The sequence below is a fragment of the Methanorbis furvi genome (genome assembly GCF_032714615.1).
Lineage (GTDB): Archaea > Halobacteriota > Methanomicrobia > Methanomicrobiales > Methanocorpusculaceae > Methanocorpusculum > Methanocorpusculum furvi.
In genome coordinates this window covers 1-18,693 of sequence record NZ_JAWDKA010000002.1, presented here as the reverse complement: position 1 = coordinate 18,693, position 18,693 = coordinate 1, and the positions used below count along the sequence as shown (strand labels likewise).

At 52.4% G+C, this 18,693-nt stretch carries 14 protein-coding genes; 7 read left to right on the top strand and 7 right to left on the bottom strand.

All coding sequences use genetic code 11. The annotated features are described in order from the left end of the window. Positions 1–80: 80 nt before the first annotated feature. From McpAg1_RS01785 to McpAg1_RS01760, 6 genes are all read right to left on the bottom strand, one after another. Positions 81–1,538, bottom strand: coding sequence for a radical SAM/SPASM domain-containing protein (locus McpAg1_RS01785; protein ID WP_338093574.1), 1,458 nt, complete (start codon positions 1,536–1,538; stop codon positions 81–83). Positions 1,539–1,911: 373 nt separating this feature from the next. Continuing rightward, the gene (locus tag McpAg1_RS01780; RefSeq protein WP_338093573.1) at positions 1,912–3,414 is read right to left on the bottom strand and encodes a glutamine synthetase family protein; all 1,503 of its coding nucleotides are present in this window, start codon (positions 3,412–3,414) and stop codon (positions 1,912–1,914) included. A 114-nt stretch (positions 3,415–3,528) separates the two neighbouring features. Then, positions 3,529–5,196 (bottom strand): cache domain-containing protein, encoded by a 1,668-nt coding sequence (locus McpAg1_RS01775; RefSeq protein WP_338093572.1) that lies wholly within the window; start codon positions 5,194–5,196, stop codon positions 3,529–3,531. A gap of 357 nt (positions 5,197–5,553) precedes the next feature. Beyond that, entirely contained in the window at positions 5,554–7,224 is a 1,671-nt protein-coding gene (locus McpAg1_RS01770) for a cache domain-containing protein (RefSeq protein WP_338093571.1), read from the bottom strand. A 96-nt stretch (positions 7,225–7,320) separates the two neighbouring features. Beyond that, a complete protein-coding gene (gene moaA, locus McpAg1_RS01765; RefSeq protein WP_420847089.1) occupies positions 7,321–8,304 on the bottom strand; it encodes a GTP 3',8-cyclase MoaA in 984 nt (327 codons plus the stop codon). Beyond that, positions 8,270–8,884, bottom strand: coding sequence for an RlmE family RNA methyltransferase (locus McpAg1_RS01760; RefSeq protein WP_338093570.1), 615 nt, complete (start codon positions 8,882–8,884; stop codon positions 8,270–8,272). Before McpAg1_RS01760 ends, moaA begins: the two co-directional genes overlap by 35 nt. Positions 8,885–9,310: 426 nt before the next feature. On the opposite strand from McpAg1_RS01760, the gene McpAg1_RS01755 reads away from it, so the two are divergent. Genes McpAg1_RS01755 through McpAg1_RS01725 form a run of 7 tightly spaced genes read left to right on the top strand, consistent with a single transcriptional unit; the run spans position 9,311 to position 16,782 of the window. Further along, positions 9,311–10,105 (top strand): 2-amino-3,7-dideoxy-D-threo-hept-6-ulosonate synthase, encoded by a 795-nt coding sequence (locus McpAg1_RS01755; RefSeq protein WP_338093569.1) that lies wholly within the window; start codon positions 9,311–9,313, stop codon positions 10,103–10,105. A 5-nt stretch (positions 10,106–10,110) separates the two neighbouring features. Next, the gene (locus tag McpAg1_RS01750) at positions 10,111–11,148 is read left to right on the top strand and encodes a 3-dehydroquinate synthase II domain-containing protein (RefSeq protein WP_338093568.1); all 1,038 of its coding nucleotides are present in this window, start codon (positions 10,111–10,113) and stop codon (positions 11,146–11,148) included. Further along, complete coding sequence (gene aroE, locus McpAg1_RS01745) at positions 11,145–12,563, top strand: shikimate dehydrogenase (protein WP_338093567.1); 1,419 nt, start codon at positions 11,145–11,147, stop codon at positions 12,561–12,563. The genes McpAg1_RS01750 and aroE overlap by 4 nt, the downstream gene beginning before the upstream one ends. Next, on the top strand, positions 12,560–13,408 hold the full coding sequence (locus McpAg1_RS01740) for a shikimate kinase (RefSeq protein ID WP_338093566.1): 849 nt from the start codon (positions 12,560–12,562) through the stop codon (positions 13,406–13,408). Before aroE ends, McpAg1_RS01740 begins: the two co-directional genes overlap by 4 nt. Next, on the top strand, positions 13,405–14,667 hold the full coding sequence (gene aroA, locus McpAg1_RS01735; protein WP_338093565.1) for a 3-phosphoshikimate 1-carboxyvinyltransferase: 1,263 nt from the start codon (positions 13,405–13,407) through the stop codon (positions 14,665–14,667). The genes McpAg1_RS01740 and aroA overlap by 4 nt, the downstream gene beginning before the upstream one ends. Then, complete coding sequence (gene aroC / locus McpAg1_RS01730) at positions 14,664–15,737, top strand: chorismate synthase (protein WP_338093564.1); 1,074 nt, start codon at positions 14,664–14,666, stop codon at positions 15,735–15,737. Before aroA ends, aroC begins: the two co-directional genes overlap by 4 nt. Beyond that, positions 15,730–16,782 carry a prephenate dehydrogenase/arogenate dehydrogenase family protein gene (locus McpAg1_RS01725; RefSeq protein ID WP_338093563.1) on the top strand — a complete coding sequence of 351 codons (1,053 nt, stop codon included), beginning with the start codon at positions 15,730–15,732 and terminating at the stop codon, positions 16,780–16,782. The genes aroC and McpAg1_RS01725 overlap by 8 nt, the downstream gene beginning before the upstream one ends. Before the next feature lie 318 nt (positions 16,783–17,100). On the opposite strand, the gene McpAg1_RS01720 is transcribed toward McpAg1_RS01725, so the two are convergent. Continuing rightward, on the bottom strand, positions 17,101–18,069 hold the full coding sequence (locus McpAg1_RS01720) for a replication factor C small subunit (protein ID WP_338093562.1): 969 nt from the start codon (positions 18,067–18,069) through the stop codon (positions 17,101–17,103). Between the last annotated feature and the right edge of the window lie 624 nt (positions 18,070–18,693).

The following is an 18,693-nucleotide window of genomic DNA, read 5'->3' as shown; positions in this document are numbered from 1 at the left end:
TCTGCTTGCCGCCTCGCCATGGTTACTTCAAACGAGACCAAAGACAAAACCACTATCACACAAAAAAAGAAGGAATGAATTCACCCGCGGTTTACCGGAGGATCAGACACCGGCGGAGTCCGCATCACCTTCAAAGCAGTATAATACTCCATATTGTTCACACAGCCCGGATCTGGGGCAAGATGGTTGCCGAAGTAGCCGTAAGCACGGGCACGGCATCCCCCGCAGTGATACCGGTACTCGCAGGAGCCACAGCTGCCCTCAACCTTATCCTTGTTCCGCAGATCAGTAAGCAGCGGATCGTGCTTCCAGAGCTCCTCGAAGTTCGAGGTCCGCACGTTCCCGATTGTTTTTGGGAAAAACACACAAGGATCAATATCCCCGTTCGCACGAATCGCCATATAGAACCTCCCCGCACCGCAGCCGCCCACAAACTCAGTCAGCCCGAACAGAGCACCATCCACCTCCTGATTGCAGAAATGTGTTGGAACCATTATCTGACCTCCGCCACAGGATTGCTGAAGCGCGACCCTGGCAAACTGCGGAGCGGTTGTTAACACCTGACAGTTTGAACTCGCATTCTTTTCAAACAACATCCGCAGCATATCCTCGCGCTCATGCGGACTCAGATCCTTCTCAATCATATCCTGACCGCGGCCGGTCGGTACAAAATTATAGGCCATCACCCAGTTTACGCCAAGCTCCTCACAAAGATCAATGATTCTTGGAATCTGATCATAGTTGGACTTGGTTGCGGTCGTGGAAATATTCACAAAAAATCCGGCATCAACCGCATTTCTAACACCCGCTATAGTTCGGTCAAATGCGCCAGGGATTCCGCGGAACTCATCATGTGTCCGGGCGTCTGCGCCGTCAATACTTACCTGCACATACTCAGCACCCGCATCCCGCAGCTCCTTTGCACGGACCTGGGTAATCAGCGTACCGTTCGTTGCCAGGGCAACATACATTCCCTTTTCACGTGCACGGCGGATCAGATCCAAAATATCAGGACGCGACAGCGGCTCACCGCCGGAAAACGCAATCACCGAAACACCAAACTTTGCTAAGCGATCAATCAGATCCAGTGCCTCAGCTGTCGTCAGCTCATCATCAAGCGCTTTGCCAGCAGACGCGTAACAGTGGCTGCATCGGAGATTACACCGGTGAGTTACATCCCACACAACCTGAAACGGTGCGCCCGGAACAAACGGGCGGCGGACACCAAACTCTGCAATGCCCTTCATCACCGACACAAGCCCCCTGCGCCAGTACGCATCCTGAAAGGTTTTTTTCAGATCGCTCTCAGTCACGCCAAAATTTCTCGCCCCGGTCTTAATAATAAACGCTGCCTCACGGGAAGCCCTCCGGCACTTCGGACAGGCATTATCCCGCAGGCCAAGATACTGTTCAAGCGCAATCTCCATGCGGTTTCCGCCGCACTCCTCACACTCTCCGCTCATTCCGGCAATTATTTTCCTCGACAGAGGATTACCGATCAACACGCTGAGGATATTGATGCTTGTATCGGTTTCCATAAGCAATCACTGTACCAAAACATCAGTTTCACAGTAATAAATATCGATGGAAAGTGACAAAAATTAGAAAAATAAAAATATTCATAAGAGATTTTTGCGTTTTTCTCACCGCATATCAATATTTCGCAAGTGACAGCGTCGTCTATTAAGTCCTACCACCCACGGAAAAACGGAAAACACAGAAATTTCACAGAAAAATATCACGGAGTAGACGTGAACAACACGGAATCCAAAACAATTCATTTCTGTGATGTTCACGTCTGCTCCGTGATGTTTTTTTCAGCGAAATTCAGTGTGCTCCGCTTTTCCGTGGGCGGAGCGACAAAACGGCGAAACGATAGGTAAAACCCGAAAAAAAAGAAAAGGAAAAAATTCAGGCAACGTGGATGTACTGCGCAACAAGCTCTGCAAACGCCTTGGTATTGCCGAGCAGCTTATCCGAGAGCCCCTTATCATTAAACGCCTTCAGTTTCTTTGCCTGGGAATCAATCACACCTGCCGGGAAAATACCATCCATCTCGAACAGTGCGCGTTTTGCAAGAAGCACATCTGCAGACTCAGAGCAGGAAGCAGGAAGCTGTTTTAACGTCTTCAGGAACGCCGCATACTCCTTGTTGAAGATGTTGCCGCTTGCATACAGCTTCTTTGCCTGTTCCAGCGCATCCGGCATAGTAAGACCATGCATCGCACCAACAATCAGGCAGGCGACCGTCTCATAAATATCTGCCGCACCATCAGCAACCCGGTACTCAAACGTCTGCTTGGACGCCTTGCTCGCCTTGCGGTGGATACCGAAGTTTGCCTCAGCTGCCATATCAGTTGAACCAGTCCAACCGAGCGGCACACGGACCACAACAGACCGGTTGCGGTCGCCCCAGCAGATATAGGTCGGTGCCTCCTGATGCGGAACAAGTCTCAGATATGAAGTTGGAATCGGATTGCCGAACGCCGTAACCGCATCGCCGACATCGAGAATGCCTGCAATCATCTGCTTGGCAATGTCTGAAAGCGCGCCGTCTTTTACCATCATATTTTTGCCGTTCTTTTCGGCAAGCATGTGGAAGTGCAGACCGGAACCTGCTTTGCCGACGGTGATCTTTGGTGCATACGAAACCTCAACACCATACTTGTATCCAAGCATCCGAAGCGCCCACTTCGCAATCACAATCTGCTCAACCGCAAGGATCGGATCGGTTGGCAGGAACTCAATCTCATGCTGCTCATAGTAGTAACCGTCTTTGGTGAAGCAGCCGACTTCCGAGTGGCCGTACTTGATTTTACCGCCGGCACGGGCGACCATCAGCATGGCTTCGGTCCGCATCTCCTCAAACTTACAGAACGGACCGGACGCATGATACCCTTTCTGATCAAGGCCGGGATACAGGGAATCCTCTGGACAGATCACATAATACTCAAGCTCGCCGAGACACTTAAAGTCCATGCCGGTGTTTTTCTTAAACGCATCGCGGGCACAGCGGAGGATGTACTCAGGTGACGAAGCAAGAGGTCTGCCCTGATTATCATAATAGGAACAGAGGATATCAAGCGTCGGCACCTCTGCAAACGGATCCATAAATGCAGTGCTGTAACGCGGAACAACGTAGAGGTCGGAGCTGCCTGCCTCGATAAACGGAAAAATATTGCTGCCGTCAACACGCTCTCCATCCGAAAGGATAGTATCCAGATACTCTTTAGATGAGATGACAAAATTCAGCGTCTTCAGTTTTCCGTCGCCGGCAACATACCGGAAATTCACCATCTCAATGGCCATTTCCTCACAGAAACGGATGATATCTTCTTTGGTAAATTCAACAGGATCTTTTTTCAGGAACTGTACCAGATCACTTGGATTCATCAGTATTTCTGAGTCGTTCATTGGGGTAAATATTCGAAGGGACGACATAAATATTCAACCATGTGAAAGTGAAACCGGTCATGAAAAAAGGCAGATACTGTCGAAAAAAATAGTGAGGGGTGATGACCCCGCACGTCAGGACTCTGCAGTGATGGTGATGCCTGATGCAAGGAACCAGGTGTCATCAATCGGCAGAACATACATAAGTGTTATATCATTTTCGCCGGTGTACCGGTTGGGATAATATTCATACACCATACCGCCGCCTGAGTTTCCCAGCACCATCAGGTCGCGGCCAAATGATCCGCCGTAGATATCGACAGCGGCCGCGGCATCGTTGCCGATAAGCTCCGTGTCGTAAGGACGGGCAAGAACGATACCTGTGGAGTTAATCGCAATAAGCCGGATATTTTCAGAGTAAAACGGGCCGTTCGGAGTATTCAGTGCCGTAATTGTCGCATCTTTACCGTTGACAGCAGCATACTGGGCAACCTGGCGGGTGTACTCAATCATGGCATTATTAAGCTCCGGATCCACGTACCTTGCTTTTTCCTTCATATAGCTGCCGGCAGAAACGAACCAGGTGTCATCAATCGGCACGACATAGGAGAGTTTTACCTCGATCTCCTGATTTTGCATATGGTTGGGGCAGAGATACATTCCATAGCCCCCTCCCTGTTTTGCCCGCTGAACCAGCGTCCGAATGGTTGGAACACCGTTTCCATCCGTGTCAGCGATCAGATTTTCGCCGATATCGCCAGGCATCATTGCGCTTGCAAGGAGAGTTCCGTTGATGTCGATTGCGGTGATGGCGTACTCTTTTGTAACAAACTGACCGTTCGGATCATTGATGGCGGCGAGTGTTGCATCTTTGCCGTTTTTGACCGCATACAGATATGCGGACTGGACAAATTCTTCGAGGGTTTTGTCTGTGTTTGACGTGGGACTTGGAACAAGCTGTCGTTCAGCAGTTTGTATGCCGACCACGACGGTGAGGGGACCAACCCTTGTTTCAAGCGTATCCCATGCCGCGGCAAGGGTGATGTACCTCAAACTGCCATAACTGTAGGTGGAGTAGGTCGCAGTACCATTTTTGGTGGAGATCATTTTCTCAAGCACGGCAGCCGTTTCATACTGACCGGATGCATATGCCATCGAAATTGCATTTCGTCCGATGTCTTTGGAATCATCAGAGAAGAGAACAACACCATTTTCATCCATAATCATGGCAAAAACCTCGTCACGCGGCAACTCTGAACGTGCCGGAATGACAAGTATTTTGGACATAGGATCAAGGAAATACCAGAGGAAACCATCGTAGGATCCGTTTCTGGTGTAGACCGGAACTATGACAGACATCTGGAATTCACCGGTGTCTCTCTGGCAAATATTCTGATATGCCGGATAGGAAAAATTTTGCGGGTCAAATTCCAGTGAGGGTATCTGATAGCCTACCGGAAACATTGCAGTTTTGGGAGCGGCGGCAGCCACGACGTTGTCAGCAGTGATTCGGTACACGGACAAGGAGCTGGGACTATGTACATACAAGTTACTGAGACTGGCGGCGATTTCAGGGCTGTCGGCAGCAAAATCAGCCTGATAGTCTGCTTCGGCAAAGAGGGAACTGCCAAGCGCGGTGATATCATTGCCGACGCTTTGAACAAATGTGTGCACGAGCTCTATCTGTTCAGTATAATCGCTTGGTTTGTCAGACTGGTCTGACGGTAGAGGAAAAATGCAGCCTGCCATGCAGACTGACAGTATCATACAGATGCCAAGCACCAGATATATCAGATATTTCATGCCGTTATTTACCCCCAATGATAATATTTATCTCATTGGTTGTGGTTCTATATAGTAATTGGCACCGGGTATTTTTGAGTGAGAAAAAAAGATGATAATTATAATTTCTGAGTGAAATATAGGAGACGGTGCTGAATTTTTTTGGCAATAACTGTCTTCAGCTCATCGTCGTGCAGACCGTTATCTTTTTTGGTAAATTCAACAGGATCTTTTTTTCAGGAACTGTACCAGATCGCCTGGATTCATCAGTATTTCTGAGTCGTTCATTGGGGTATATATTCAACCACATGAAAGCAAAATCGGTCATGAAAATAGACAGATACTACGAAAAATAATGGAAGCCAGGAACCCCGCACGTCAGGGTGCCTGCTTCATGGTAATACCTGAGGCAAGGAACCAGGTATCATCGATCGGCAGCACATACATGAGCGTCATGTGATTTTCATTGGTGTACCGGTTTGGATAATACTGATATATCATGCCGCCGCCCGAGTTCGCCAGCACCACCAGATCACGGCCGAGCGATGAACCGTAGATATCAGTGGCGCCAAGGAGACTGTTGCCGATCAGCTCGGGATTGTAGGGACGGGCGAGGATGGTGCCTGCGGAGTCGACCGCAACAAGCCTGATATCTTCAGAGTAGAACAGACCGTTCGGCGTGTTCAATGCATCAATTGCTGCATCCTTGCCGTAAGTCTGAGCGTACTGGGCAACATGGCGGGTGTACGCAACCATGGCATTCTGAAGCTGGTGATCCACGTACTTTTCGTCAGTATCTGTGTAGATACCGGCAACAATGAACCAGTTTTCATCAACCGGCATGACATACGAACGTTTCACCTTCATCTCCTGATTATCCATCGGGTCAGGATGGAGATACAGGGCATACCCTCCTCCCTGTTTTGCCCGCTGAACCAGTGTTTTAACAATTGGGACACCGTTTACGTCTGTGTTGGCGATCAAGTTCACGCCGACGTCGCCCGGGAGCATCGGATTTGCAAGGATGGTGCCGTTGATATCAATTGCAGAGATGGTGTACTGCTGAGTAACAAACTGACTCTTAGGATCATTGAAGGCTTCAATCGCTGCATTTTTGCCGTATTTGACCGCATACAGATACGCGGACTGGACAAACTCTTCGAGTGTCTCGTCGGTGCTTGACGAAGGACGCACGACAGTCTGATAATCGGTGATGGGTTTGCCGACCGCGATGGTGAGAGGTCCTGATCTCGTCTCAAGAGTTTCCCATGCAACGGCAATAGTGATATACTTCATGTTGCTGAAGCTGTAAGCGGTGTAGGTTGCAGTGCCGTTTTGTGTCAAGAGCATCTCTTTTATTACAGCAGCCGTTTCGTTTTCACCTGCGATCTGTGCATTCAAAATTGCATTCTGTCCAATCCGTTTGGTGTTGTCAGCGTACAAAACATCCCCGTTCTCATCCAAAACCATCACAATAACTCCTTCACGTGGTATCACTGAACGAGACGGGACGACGAGTACTTTGGACTTGGGGTCAATGACATAACAGAGGAACCCGTCATAGATTCCATCACTGGTGTACACCGGAACGCAGAACAACAGATGAGTTTCGCCGGTACTTTCTCGTACATAGGTGCTGTGATATATGGGGTATGCAAGGTTGAACGGATCAAATTCCAGGAGAGGTATCTGATAACCAACACGGTGCGATGCAGATTCAGGAACTGCGGCTACCACAACGTTGTCGACGTTTACCCGATAGATGGACGTGGCACTTGGGTTGTGCATATACAAGTCGCGGAGGCTTTCCAAAACCTCGGGACTGTCAGCAGAAAAGTTTGACTGATACTCTATCGCGGAAATGAGAGCATTGCCAAGAACGGAGGTGTCATTGCTGATACCAAGAGCAAATTTGTGTGCGAGCTCCACCTGTTCGGCATAGTAGTCTGGTATATCGGACTGCTGTGTCGGCAGGGGAAGGACACAGCCGGCAGTACAGACTGACAGTACAAGGCATATACCAAGTATCAGACTGAATAAGTATTTCATGATGTTATTACCCCCATAATACTAATAATTACATTTTTATCTGTATTTGTATATAGAAATTGGCACTGAGTACTTCAGAAAAAGAAAAAAAGTAGATCATTCTGTATTCTGGGTGAAATACGGTGAGCGGTGTTGAACTGCTTTTGCAATCGCTGCCTTCAGTTCATCGCCATGGAGACCGCGTATGTCCACTTCGTTGTCGGAACGGAGCAGACATGGTTTGAGTTTGCCGTCTGAAGTGACACGGAGCCGGTTACAGTTTGCGCAGAACTCAAGATTGTGCATCGGGCGCACCACTTCAACCTCGGCACCGTCAAGACAGTATTTTCTGCGGTGGTGCATTCTTCGGGTGATAATCTGGGTGGACTTTTCAGCGATGCTTTTTTCTAAGTCACCGACAATTTCTGCGTCACCTCTGATGACGTCGTCGACATGGTCGATGTGATCAGCCCATCCATTGACGTCCATGAGTTCGATGATCTGAAGTATGAGATTTTTCCGGTTTCTGACATAGGAGAGGAAATCTTCAACTTCATCGTCATTGATACCTTTGAGTATGACCATGTTGAGTTTTACCGGAATGAGTCCTGCGTCAAGTGCGGCCTCGATTCCGGCAAGAACGTCAGGCAGCAGGTCACGGCCGGTTATTTTCAGGTACCGGTCGCGGCGCATGGTGTCAAGGCTGACGTTGACCCGCGAGAGTCCGGCGGCTTTGAGATCCTTTGCCATTTTTGCAAGAAGTGTGCCGTTGGTGGTCATGGAGGACTCAACGTCTGGAGGAATGGATCTGATGATGTCAAGGAGGTCAGGCCGCAGGGTTGGTTCGCCGCCGGTGAGTTTGAGGGTGGTGACGCCAAGTTCGGTAAAAACGCCGATGAGTTCGGCGATCTCTTCTTTGGTCATCTGGGCACGGCTGTTGTCTACCGTGCAGCCGTTGATCTCCTCGCCTTCGTGGTGGCAGTAGATGCATCTGAGGTTGCAGGCGTTGGTGAGGGCGATTCTCACGTTGGAGATGGTCCGGCCGTAGGTGTCGGTGAGGATATCGTCATTCAGTGGTTTGTTTCCGGTCATCATCAGCATCTCCGATAAAGTTCTTTGCAATGATGTAGCACTCGGTGCTCCCTCTGCGGGTGGCAGTGGATCTGATTACTTTGACTGAGTAGAAACGCTCTTTGACAAGGTCAACGAGTTCGTTGAAGTCAACGCCCTGAAAGGATTTCATGACAAAGTTGCCGCCCTGTTTGAGAAGTTTTTCGGTGAGACGGAGGGCTTCTTCGTTGAGTGCCATGATGCGTGCCTGATCATAAGCTTTGGCACCGGAGAGGTGAGGAGAGGCGTCGCAGACGACGACGTTGACGAGCGGCATGAGTTCGAGAATTTTTTGCTGGATGTCAGGGGCGGTGAAGTCGCCGGTGACGGTGATGACGTTTTCCATGGGGACGATGGGGTTGAGGTCGACACCAAGCAGCTGGCCGTCGGTCATGGTGCGGAGGACCTGGAGCCAGCTGCCGGGAGCGGCGCCAAGGTCGACGACGTTGTCGGAGCGGCGGATGATGTTGAACCGTTCGTTGATATCGATGAGTTTGTAGGCGGACCGGGCACGATAGCCGTCACGCACAGATTTTTTGTATATTTTATCTTTTGTCCACTGCGACCCCATTGCGGCTGCCTCCGTTTGTGTATTATTATAGCGTATTGAAGAAATATAATGTAGCCGGTTCAGCCGAGTTTGCTCCAAACGTGTTCATGAACTTCGGCAGGATTCGTTTTTGGGATAGGAGTTGTGCGGTGATATTTTTTGAAACACAAAACAACATGAAAAAAATGTAAGCGGGTGGAGGGAGAGAGTGGCCTCACTTAGGGTAACCACGGAATGCACGGAAATTTCACGGAGCTTCACTGAAATCGCAGGCCGAAGGCATGCGCCACGTGGTTACTCCAAGCAAAGCCGCATGTCACAGAATAGTAGCACCCCACTCCAAACAAAACACATAGCCTCCAAAAAAACGAATACCGCCACCCATCGCAGAAAAAAACCAACCAAACACAAAGCTTAATGTGCGTCCCGTGCTAACACTTAGCACACATGTTCGGAAAACAAATCCGTATGGAAAGAGTCATAGACCGCAACTCCGGAAGAGTTGTCGTAGTCCCACTGGATCATGGAATCTCCATGGGGCCCATCCCCGGTCTCGTAGACATGCGGGACACCATCAATAAAATCTCCCTCGGCGGCGCAACCGCTGTTCTGATGCACAAAGGCATGGTACCCTACGGCCACCGCACTTCAGGAAAAGATATCGGACTCGTCGTCCACCTCTCCGCAGGCACCGGCCTTGGCTGCGACCCAAACTCCCGCGTCATCGTCACAACTGTTGAAGAAGCCCTCACCCTTGGAGCCGACGCAGTCTCCATTCACATCAACCTCGGTGCCGACACCGAACCTGAGATGATCCGCTGCGCCGGAGAAATCTCCCGCAAATGCCAGCAGTGGGGAATGCCGCTCCTTGCAATGGTCTACCCCCGCGGCAAAAACATCAAAGACCCATTCGACGTCGACGCACTCAAAACCTGTGCCCGCGTTGCCGCAGAGCTTGGAGCTGACCTTGTCAAAACCAGCTACACCGGCGACATCGACACCTTCAGAGAAGTCGTAACAGGAGCCCAGATTCCGGTCGTCATCGCCGGCGGACCAAAAATGAGCTCTGACCTTGAAATGCTCCAGATGGTCCGCGACTCACTGGACGCAGGAGGCAGAGGAGTCTCCATTGGAAGAAACATTTTCCAGCACAAAGACATCGTCGGCATCACCTCCGCAGTCTCCGACATCGTCCTAAAAGATGTCTCGGTCGAAGAAGCAGCCAAACATCTCAAGAAGTGAAGATAATGTCAGTAACCCTCCCTCCAGTCATCGTCCGTGCCGACCGTGCCCAAAACTACAGCGACCGAAAAGCAATCGTCGCCGCAGCACTTGAAGCAGGCTATACCAATATCATACTCAAAGAAGAAGACGCAGCCCTTACCCAGCTTGGCAGATACACCGCAATCACCTCCGACGGAAAATATCTGTCAGTTGCGGGCCAGCGGATCGGCGCAGACCTCACCCTCAAAGGGGCTGAGGACATGGAGGAAGCATACAGCATCAAAAACACCCTTCCCTATCTGATAATAACCCCCTCAGATTGGAAGGTAATCCCTCTGGAAAACCTCATCTCCAGATTCCAGAGTTCCGCAACCTCGGTTTACATCTGTGTGAAAACGCCGGATGAAGCAAAGCTCTCATTTGAAACCATGGAAGTAGGAGCAGACGGTGTCTGCATCACCCCCGACTATCCTGCTGACATCGCAGGATTTTCCCGCGTCTCCGCAACCGAGTTCCCCGAAGCAGAGCTTAAGCCGGCAGTGGTCACCAAAATAGAGCCGCTCTCCCTTGGAGACCGCGTCTGCATCGATACCTGTTCGCTTCTCGCGCCAGGCGAAGGAATGCTGATAGGCTCGCAGTCCTCCTGCCTGTTCCTCGTCTGCTCGGAAAGTTTTGAAAGCGAGTACGTGAACGCACGGCCGTTCCGCGTCAACGCCGGAGCCGTTCACTCCTACCTCCTCTGTCCCGATAAAACGACCCGCTACCTCTCAGAGATCGCCGCAGGCTCTTCAGTCCTCACACGAAAACCGGACGGAACCCTGCGGGCGGTAAGCGTCGGCCGCGTGAAGATCGAGGTTCGGCCCATGCTTCTGATCGAAGCAGAAGCAGACGGAAAAACCTACTCAGTGGTTTTGCAGAACGCAGAAACCATCCGTCTTGGAACCCCGTCGGGTGCTGTGTCAGTGTCGGCGCTTATGATCGGTGACGAAGTCCTCGTCAGACTGGAAAGCGGAGGCCGCCACTTCGGTCACGCAATGGCGGAGACCATCTGCGAGAAATGACCCGTATTTGTGCAGTAATCGCCGCCGCATCAGCTGATGTGGCAAAAACCATGGCAGCAAACGCAGTAGCCAAAGGTGCTGAGGCACTGGAGTTCAGGCTTGACGCCCTTGCCAACATCCCAAAAGACCTCTCGTTTGTCTCAGGCGAAACACTTTCAATCGCAACGCTTAGATCAGAAAAGGATGCGGAGCGAAAGGATATTTTTTCCCGCGCTCTTGCATGTGGTGCAACATATGTGGACATCGAGTCAGACTCGGTCCTGCGGAACGAGTTTCCAAAAGACCGCGTGATCTGTTCGTACCATGATTTCGAAAAAACACCTGCAGCTTTTGAAATTCTGAAGATCTTCAAAGACCTTGAAAACTCAGGCGTCCCCAAAGCCGCGTTCATGGTACAGGGGCCAAGCGATCTCCTTGAGATCTGGAAGGCAGGCCTTGTTCTCAGACAAACCGGACGACCGTTCATTCTGATCGGTATGGGAGCCGCAGGCGAGGTAACCCGCGTCCGTGCAGCAGAGATTGGATCCATGCTGACCTACTGCGCAGTAACGCCGGAACTCGCCTCGGCCCCGGGGCAGATAACCGTTGATGATGCGGTCCGACTTGGCAAAAACCCAATCGTCACCGCAATCACCGGCTGGCCGCTCACACACACCCGCTCTCCAAAAATGCACAATGCTGCGTTTTTGGATGCAGGAATCAAAGGCAGATATGTAAAAATTCCGTCAAACACGGACGAACTGCCCCTGATTCCAGAAGTTATCCGCTGCTACAACATCACAGGCATGAACGTGACCATCCCCCACAAACAATCGGTTATACCGCTCCTTGCAAAGGTTGCAGAAACAGCACGGTCCGCCGGAGCAGTCAACACAATCTGCAACAGCGACGGAAAACTCAGCGGTGCCAACACCGACATTGCAGGAATCAAAGCAACCATCGCCGCCCTTGGCATCAACCCCTGCGGCGCAAAAATTCTCATCATCGGCGCAGGCGGTGCTGCAAGAGCAGCGGCCGCATGCCTGAGCGGGACCTGCGCACAACTCAGCATCACCAACCGCACCAGAGAAAAAGCCGAAGCCCTTGCAGAAGAGTTCGGAGGGGCTGCCGCAGATCTGGACAGTCTTGCGCCTGAGTACGATCTCATCATCAACTCAACGCCTGCCGGCATGAGCGGATTTTCTGACAGCCTGCCGGTACCAGCATCCATCCTCACGCCTGCTACCGCAGTATTTGACATGGTGTATGAGCCGGAGAACACGGTTTTGCTTGCCGCAGCACGCGACCGCGGCGTTCGTAAAACCGCAGGCGGAAAACAGATGCTCATCGAGCAGGCAAAAGCCTCCTTTGCGCTCTGGACCGGTACCATTCCTGACACCGCAGTCATGACCAAGGCATTTGAGGAACAGCCATGATCGGTCGCGGCATATCGTATGGAGCACTCTCGGTCATCAACGCAGTCGCAACCGGCAAAGGTGCCGCGTTCGGTATCGACCTCAAGACCGAAGCAACCGTTGAGTTCACCAAAGAGCCGGGATTTTTCGTAACAATCGATGGTCATCCAACCGAAAACACCCTGCTTGCCGAACTCTGCGCACAGGAGATGCTGAACCGGTGCCCGGAGTCAGGGATGAACGGAGCAGTGATCAAAACGGTCTCAGACATCCCGATATCCATGGGACTGAAAAGCAGCAGTGCCGCAGCAAACGCCATGCTCGCAGCAGCAGCCGACGCGCTCGGCATTGCCGCAGACCCCCTTGAAATCAGCAGGCTTGGATCAAACGTCGCAATCGCCGCAGGCGTCAGCATCACCGGAGCATTTGACGATGCATGTGCCTGCATGCTTGGAGGCCTCGTCTTTACCGACAACTCTGCACGGGAACTGATTCACCGCGTCCCGATGCCGGAAACCTGTACCGCAGTCATCCACCTGCCTGAGTTTCAGATCAGAAAAATCGCATTCCCCAAAGAAAAAATGCGGGAAATGGCGGCCACCGTTGCCAAAGCCTACGACAGCGCACTCGCAGGCGACGTCTACTCTGCCATGTACATAAACGGCAGCTGTACATGCCGGGCGCTGGGAATAACCCCTGAGATCGCAGACCGTGCCCTCGGTTGCGGGGCAACAGCCGCAGGTCTCTCAGGCACCGGTCCTGCGACCGGAATTCTTGTTCCAACAGCCACACTGGACGAATTTCTCGACAAATTCGGGCGAGACAATATTCTCATTGCAAACATCAGAAACGGAAACTTCGCATGAAACTGATCGTATCCCATTCAAAACTGCGCGGAATCGCCGCAGCCCCGCCGTCCAAAAGCCACACCCACCGCGCCTTCATCCTCGCAGCACTTGCCGAAGGAACATCGGTAGTCTCCTCCCCGCTGTTTGGCGAAGACACCAACGCGACGCTTGACGCAGTGGAAGCACTCGGCGCAGGAGTTTCCCGCGCCAAAGACTCGGTCATTATCAGCGGCGGTGCACTTCACCCGTCGGTAAAAATCATCGACTGCAAAAACTCAGGGACTTCTATACGGATTCTGGCAGGAACTGCTGCACAGCTGCACGGGACAACCAGTTTCACGGGCGATGCATCCCTCTGCTCGCGGCCGATGAAACCGCTGCTTGACGCGCTCGCTGAACTTGGAGTTGCAGTCTCCTCACAAGACGGCTGCGCACCGTTCAGCGTAACCGGCCCCGTGTCGGGAACCGCGGTGCATATCAGAGGCGATATCAGCTCGCAGTTCATCTCTGCACTTCTGATTGGTGCTCCTTTAAGCAAAAATGAGCTCACCGTTCACCTGACAACGCCCCTGACCTCACGGCCGTATGTGGAGATGACGATCGCCGCAATGGAAGAGCACGGGGTTTCTGTTGTAACAACCGATGACGGATTTTTTGTCCCGGGAAACCAGAACTATCTCCCTGCTGACGTAAGAGTCGGTGGCGACTACTCGTCGGCCGCATTTTTGTTTGCCGCAGGAGCCCTTGCAGGCGACGTCCTCGTGACCAATCTTGATCCCAGAGACCCGCAGGGCGACAAGATGTTCATCGATCTGCTGGAAAAACTCGGTGCAGGTATCACCCGCTCCAGTCTGGGGGATGTTCGTGCAGTAAAAGGAACGCTGCACGGAACAGACGTGAACCTTGCCGACGCGCCTGATCTGTTCCCGATCGCAGCGGTGCTTGCAACACAGTGCGAGGGAACCACCCGCCTGTTCGGTGCGGCTCATCTGCGGTTTAAAGAGAGCGACCGCATCAGATCGACCGCTCTGTTTCTGCGAAGCATGGGTGCCGACATCACCGAGACCGATGACGGCTGTATTGTGAACGGGCCGTGCACGCTTTCGGGCGCAAACGTTACGACCTTTGGCGACCACCGGATAATGATGGCAGCAGCAATCGCAGGACTTGTGGCAAAAGGAGAGACGGTTATCGATGATGCAGAATGCTGCGCAGTGTCGTATCCGAACTTTGTTGCAGAGATGCAGGCGCTCGGCGCACAGATGAGGTTGGTATGAATACGATCGGGTCCGCGGTGCGGGTCACCTTGTTCGGGGCAAGCCACGATAGCCGGATCGGCTGCGTGATCGACGGCATTCCTGCCGGAACGCCGGTGGACACTGCCAAAATCGAGGCTGACCTTGCGCTGCGCAAACCAGTGCCCGGGATTGGAACGCCGCGAGTGGAGGCTGACGCTCCTGAGATCTCGGGTGTTGTGAACGGATGCACCACCGGTGCTCCGCTGATGATTACGTTTGCGAACACGAATACGAAGAGTTCTGATTACGAGGCACTGCGGAAAATGCCCAGGCCCGGACATGCCGATTATCCGGCAGTGTGCAAATACGGTGCAAGCCACGATATCCGTGGCGGCGGAATGTTTTCCGGCAGAATGACGACACCGCTCGTTGCGGCTGGAGCAGTCATGCGGGGAATCCTTGAGCCGCTCGAAATTACCGTAGGCTCGTATGTTTCCCGGATCGGAAGAGTCGAAGACACTGCTGAGTACGCGCCTGCGGCGCTGTCTGCGTCCCGGACGAATTCTCTGCGGGCGATGAGTGAGGAGCTTGAGGGTCTGATGCGTGAGGAGATTCTTGCGGCAAAGGCGGACGGCGACAGTGTCGGCGGTGTTGTCCGGTGTATGGGAACCGGTCTGCCGGCTGGTCTTGGCGAGCCGTTTTTTGATACGCTGGACGGCGAAATTGCAAAAGCAGTGTTTGCGATTCCGGGCGTGAAAGGAGTGATGTTTGGCGCAGGGTTCGCCGCTGCGGCATCACGCGGGTCGGAAAACAATGACTTTTACCGGATGGGGGGCGACGGTGCGGTCCAGACGTTGACCAATCATGCGGGTGGTGTTTTAGGCGGGATGGCGAGCGGTCAGACGCTGGACTTTTCGGTTGCGTTCAAGCCGACGCCGTCGATTGCACGGCCACAGCAGACGGTGAATCTGGAAGAGAGGACTGATGCGGAATTGTCCGTTCACGGCCGCCACGACCCTTGTATTGCGAACCGCGGAGCGATTGTGGTTGAGGCGATGACTGCTCTGGTGATTGCAGATCTTTTGATCCGGGGAGGCTACTATGGCTGAGCTGGACGCGCTGCGGATGCAGCTGGCAGACATTGACCGCGGGATTATGGAGTTAGTCGGCAAGCGGAACGCGATTGCAAAAATAATCGGCGAGCGAAAGGCTGCGGCGCATGAGGAGGTCGTGGTGCCATCGGTGGAGACGGTGGTGGTGAAGCGGTATGTGGATGCAGGAGCTACCGCGGGCGTGAGTGCTGCGGCAGCGACCCGCATTGCGCGTGCGGTAATCGATGAGTCGGTTGAGGTGCAGGGACAAATTCCGCGGCATGCTGAGCCGAAGAAAATCTGTGTTGTCGGCGGAAACGGTGCGATGGGACGGTGGCTGTCGGCGTTTTTTGCAGGACGCGGCCATGCAGTTTCTGTTGCGGTGCTGGACCCCGCGAACGCGAAATATCCGGTGATGACGGTTGCCGAGGCTTGTAATACTGCTGAGGTGATTGTGGTGTCTACGCCGGTGACGACTGCAACAGCCGTGCTGGCTGAGATTTTTGCATCAAAAACGTCTGCACTGGTGTTTGATATTTTGTCGGTGAAGTCGCCGGTCGCTGAGATTCTTGGAAATATGGCTGGTGCCGGGATGAACGTATGTTCGGTGCATCCGATGTTCGGGCCGTCAGCGCCTTCGGTTGCCGGAAGGAATGTTGTTGTTGCGGACTGCGGTTGTCCGCCCGCGGTGGAGGAGGCAGCGGTGCTTTTCAGCGGGGGAACGATTCTGCGGATGCCGCTTGAGGAGCATGATCCGGCGGCCGCTTATGTCCTCGGACTTTCGCATGCGGTGAATCTCGCATTCTCAGAGGCACTTGTGCGCAGCGGGTTTTCTGCTGAGATGCTGAATGCGGTTTCGTCTACGACGTTCCGAAAACAGGTTGCGGTGTCAAGGGAGGTTTCAGGCGAAAATGCTGCTTTGTATTATGCGATTCAGCGGGAAAATCCCTATAATGATGCGGCGGTCGGGCATCTGGCGGACGCAGTGTCTGAGCTGCGGACTCTTGGGAAAGAGGAGTTCTGCGAACGGATGGCTGCTGGCGCTGCGTGGTATCAGGCGTGAGAAGGGAAGACAAGAAAAATAGAGTTGAGAAAAGATGGATGATCATGAATCATAAATCATGAATTGATCACGGTTTCAGGGAGAAGACAGTCCCTCTATATTTTATTTTTTTATTTTTTTTATTTTTCAATCAGGAAATTATGCAGGTTTATTATAAATGAGTTCTATAAATAAACAACAAGACAGCGGGAGTTCATCACTCCTCGGGCGAGGAGGAGACGCGGGCTGCCAGTCAGATTTTTTTATTGGGTGATCAATTCATGATCTATGATTCATGATCTATGATTCATGATTCGTGATCTATGATCATCTGCCGGATTATTTAGAAGACAGTCCTGTTTTTACAAACCGTGCGAGGAGTGCGTCCATCTGAATATCAGCATCCGCTCCTTCGCTTAAGCGGAAGTCGGTCTCGCCCAAGTGATCGATTAACTGGACCTTCATTTTGCGGTCAATGGTATTGCTGGACGAGAGCGTCCGGTAAATCTGGTTCAGCAGCTCGTTTGGTGCGATGCCGCGGTCGTACATGAGGGTGCGGAGTATGCGTTCCGCGGTTTCAAAGTCGCCTGAGAGTGCGACTTCAACCAGCTCATCGATCTCTTCAGGCTTTGCGTTGGAGGTGATGGCATACACGTTCTCGGCGGTCACCGTAGGCGACACAATTGCCGCTCCCTGGAGTGCGTTGATTGCTTTACGCATGTCGCCCTGCGACACATACGCAATCGCATCGTAGGCGGCGTCCTGAATCGTCAGCCCTTCCACTCCTGCGATGCGGCTCATCTCGTCCCGGATAGCGGCATCGTCCAGCGGACGGAACCGGTAGATGGCGCACCGGCTCTGGATTGGATCGATGATTTTTGATGAGTAGTTACAGGAGAGGATGAAGCGGCAGGTCTCTGCATAATTTTCCATCGTCCGGCGAAGAGCTGCCTGCGCATCCTGCGTCAGGGCGTCTGCTTCATCCAGAAATAAGATCTTAAACGTCGCGTCTCCAAGAGGTGACGTCCGTGCAAACTGTTTGATCTGATTGCGGACCACGTCAATACCGCGCTCGTCGGATGCGTTGAGTTCGCGGAAATTCATGCTCCACGTATCACCGAACATCTCGCGGGCAAGAGCGATCGCGCATGTTGTTTTGCCAACGCCTGCAGAGCCGGTGAACAACAGATGAGGGAGTGCTTTGCTTTTCACATACGACTGCAGCCGCTCAACAATCTCCCGCTGTCCAGCAACCTCCGATAGATTGCGCGGACGGTACTTCTCGATCCAGATGCCGGGTGACTCCATAGTAGCGTACTTGTTGGAGTTGTAAGAGAATAATTTCTTGTATTCTTGGGGTGGGTCTGCCTATCGCTTCGTAGCTCCGCCCACGATTCGCATGCCTCCGGCCTGCTCACTGCTTCGCAGGAAAAACGGAACGCACGGAGCTTCACAGAAAAAACATCACGGAGCAGACGTGAACAACACGGAATCATAAATGGGAGTTACACAATGCGATTTCAGAAGATTTATTTTTCAACCTAATACCATTTTGAAAATATTCGCCGCCAAGTAAATCCATCATAAAATAATTTATTTCCGTGTTGTTCACGTCTGCTCCGTGATGTTTTTCCGTGAAATTTCGGTGTGTTCTGTTTTTCCTGCGAAGCAGTGAGCAGGCCGAAGGCATGCGAATCGTGGGTGGAGCTACGAAGTGATAAGTGGGCGAGGCAAAAATCCCACACGCCAAAAACTATCCATACCCAAAAAACCCACATAACTACCAACAATGGATACCCTGCCGCCCTCCGGCCTCCCTGCAGCCAGCTGCCTCTTCTCCTGGGAACTTGCCAAAGCCTCAGCCAAAGCAGACGGAGGCTTCCAAACCCCGTTCGGCACTTTTGGGAGCACCATATTCCTTTGCGGCACCCT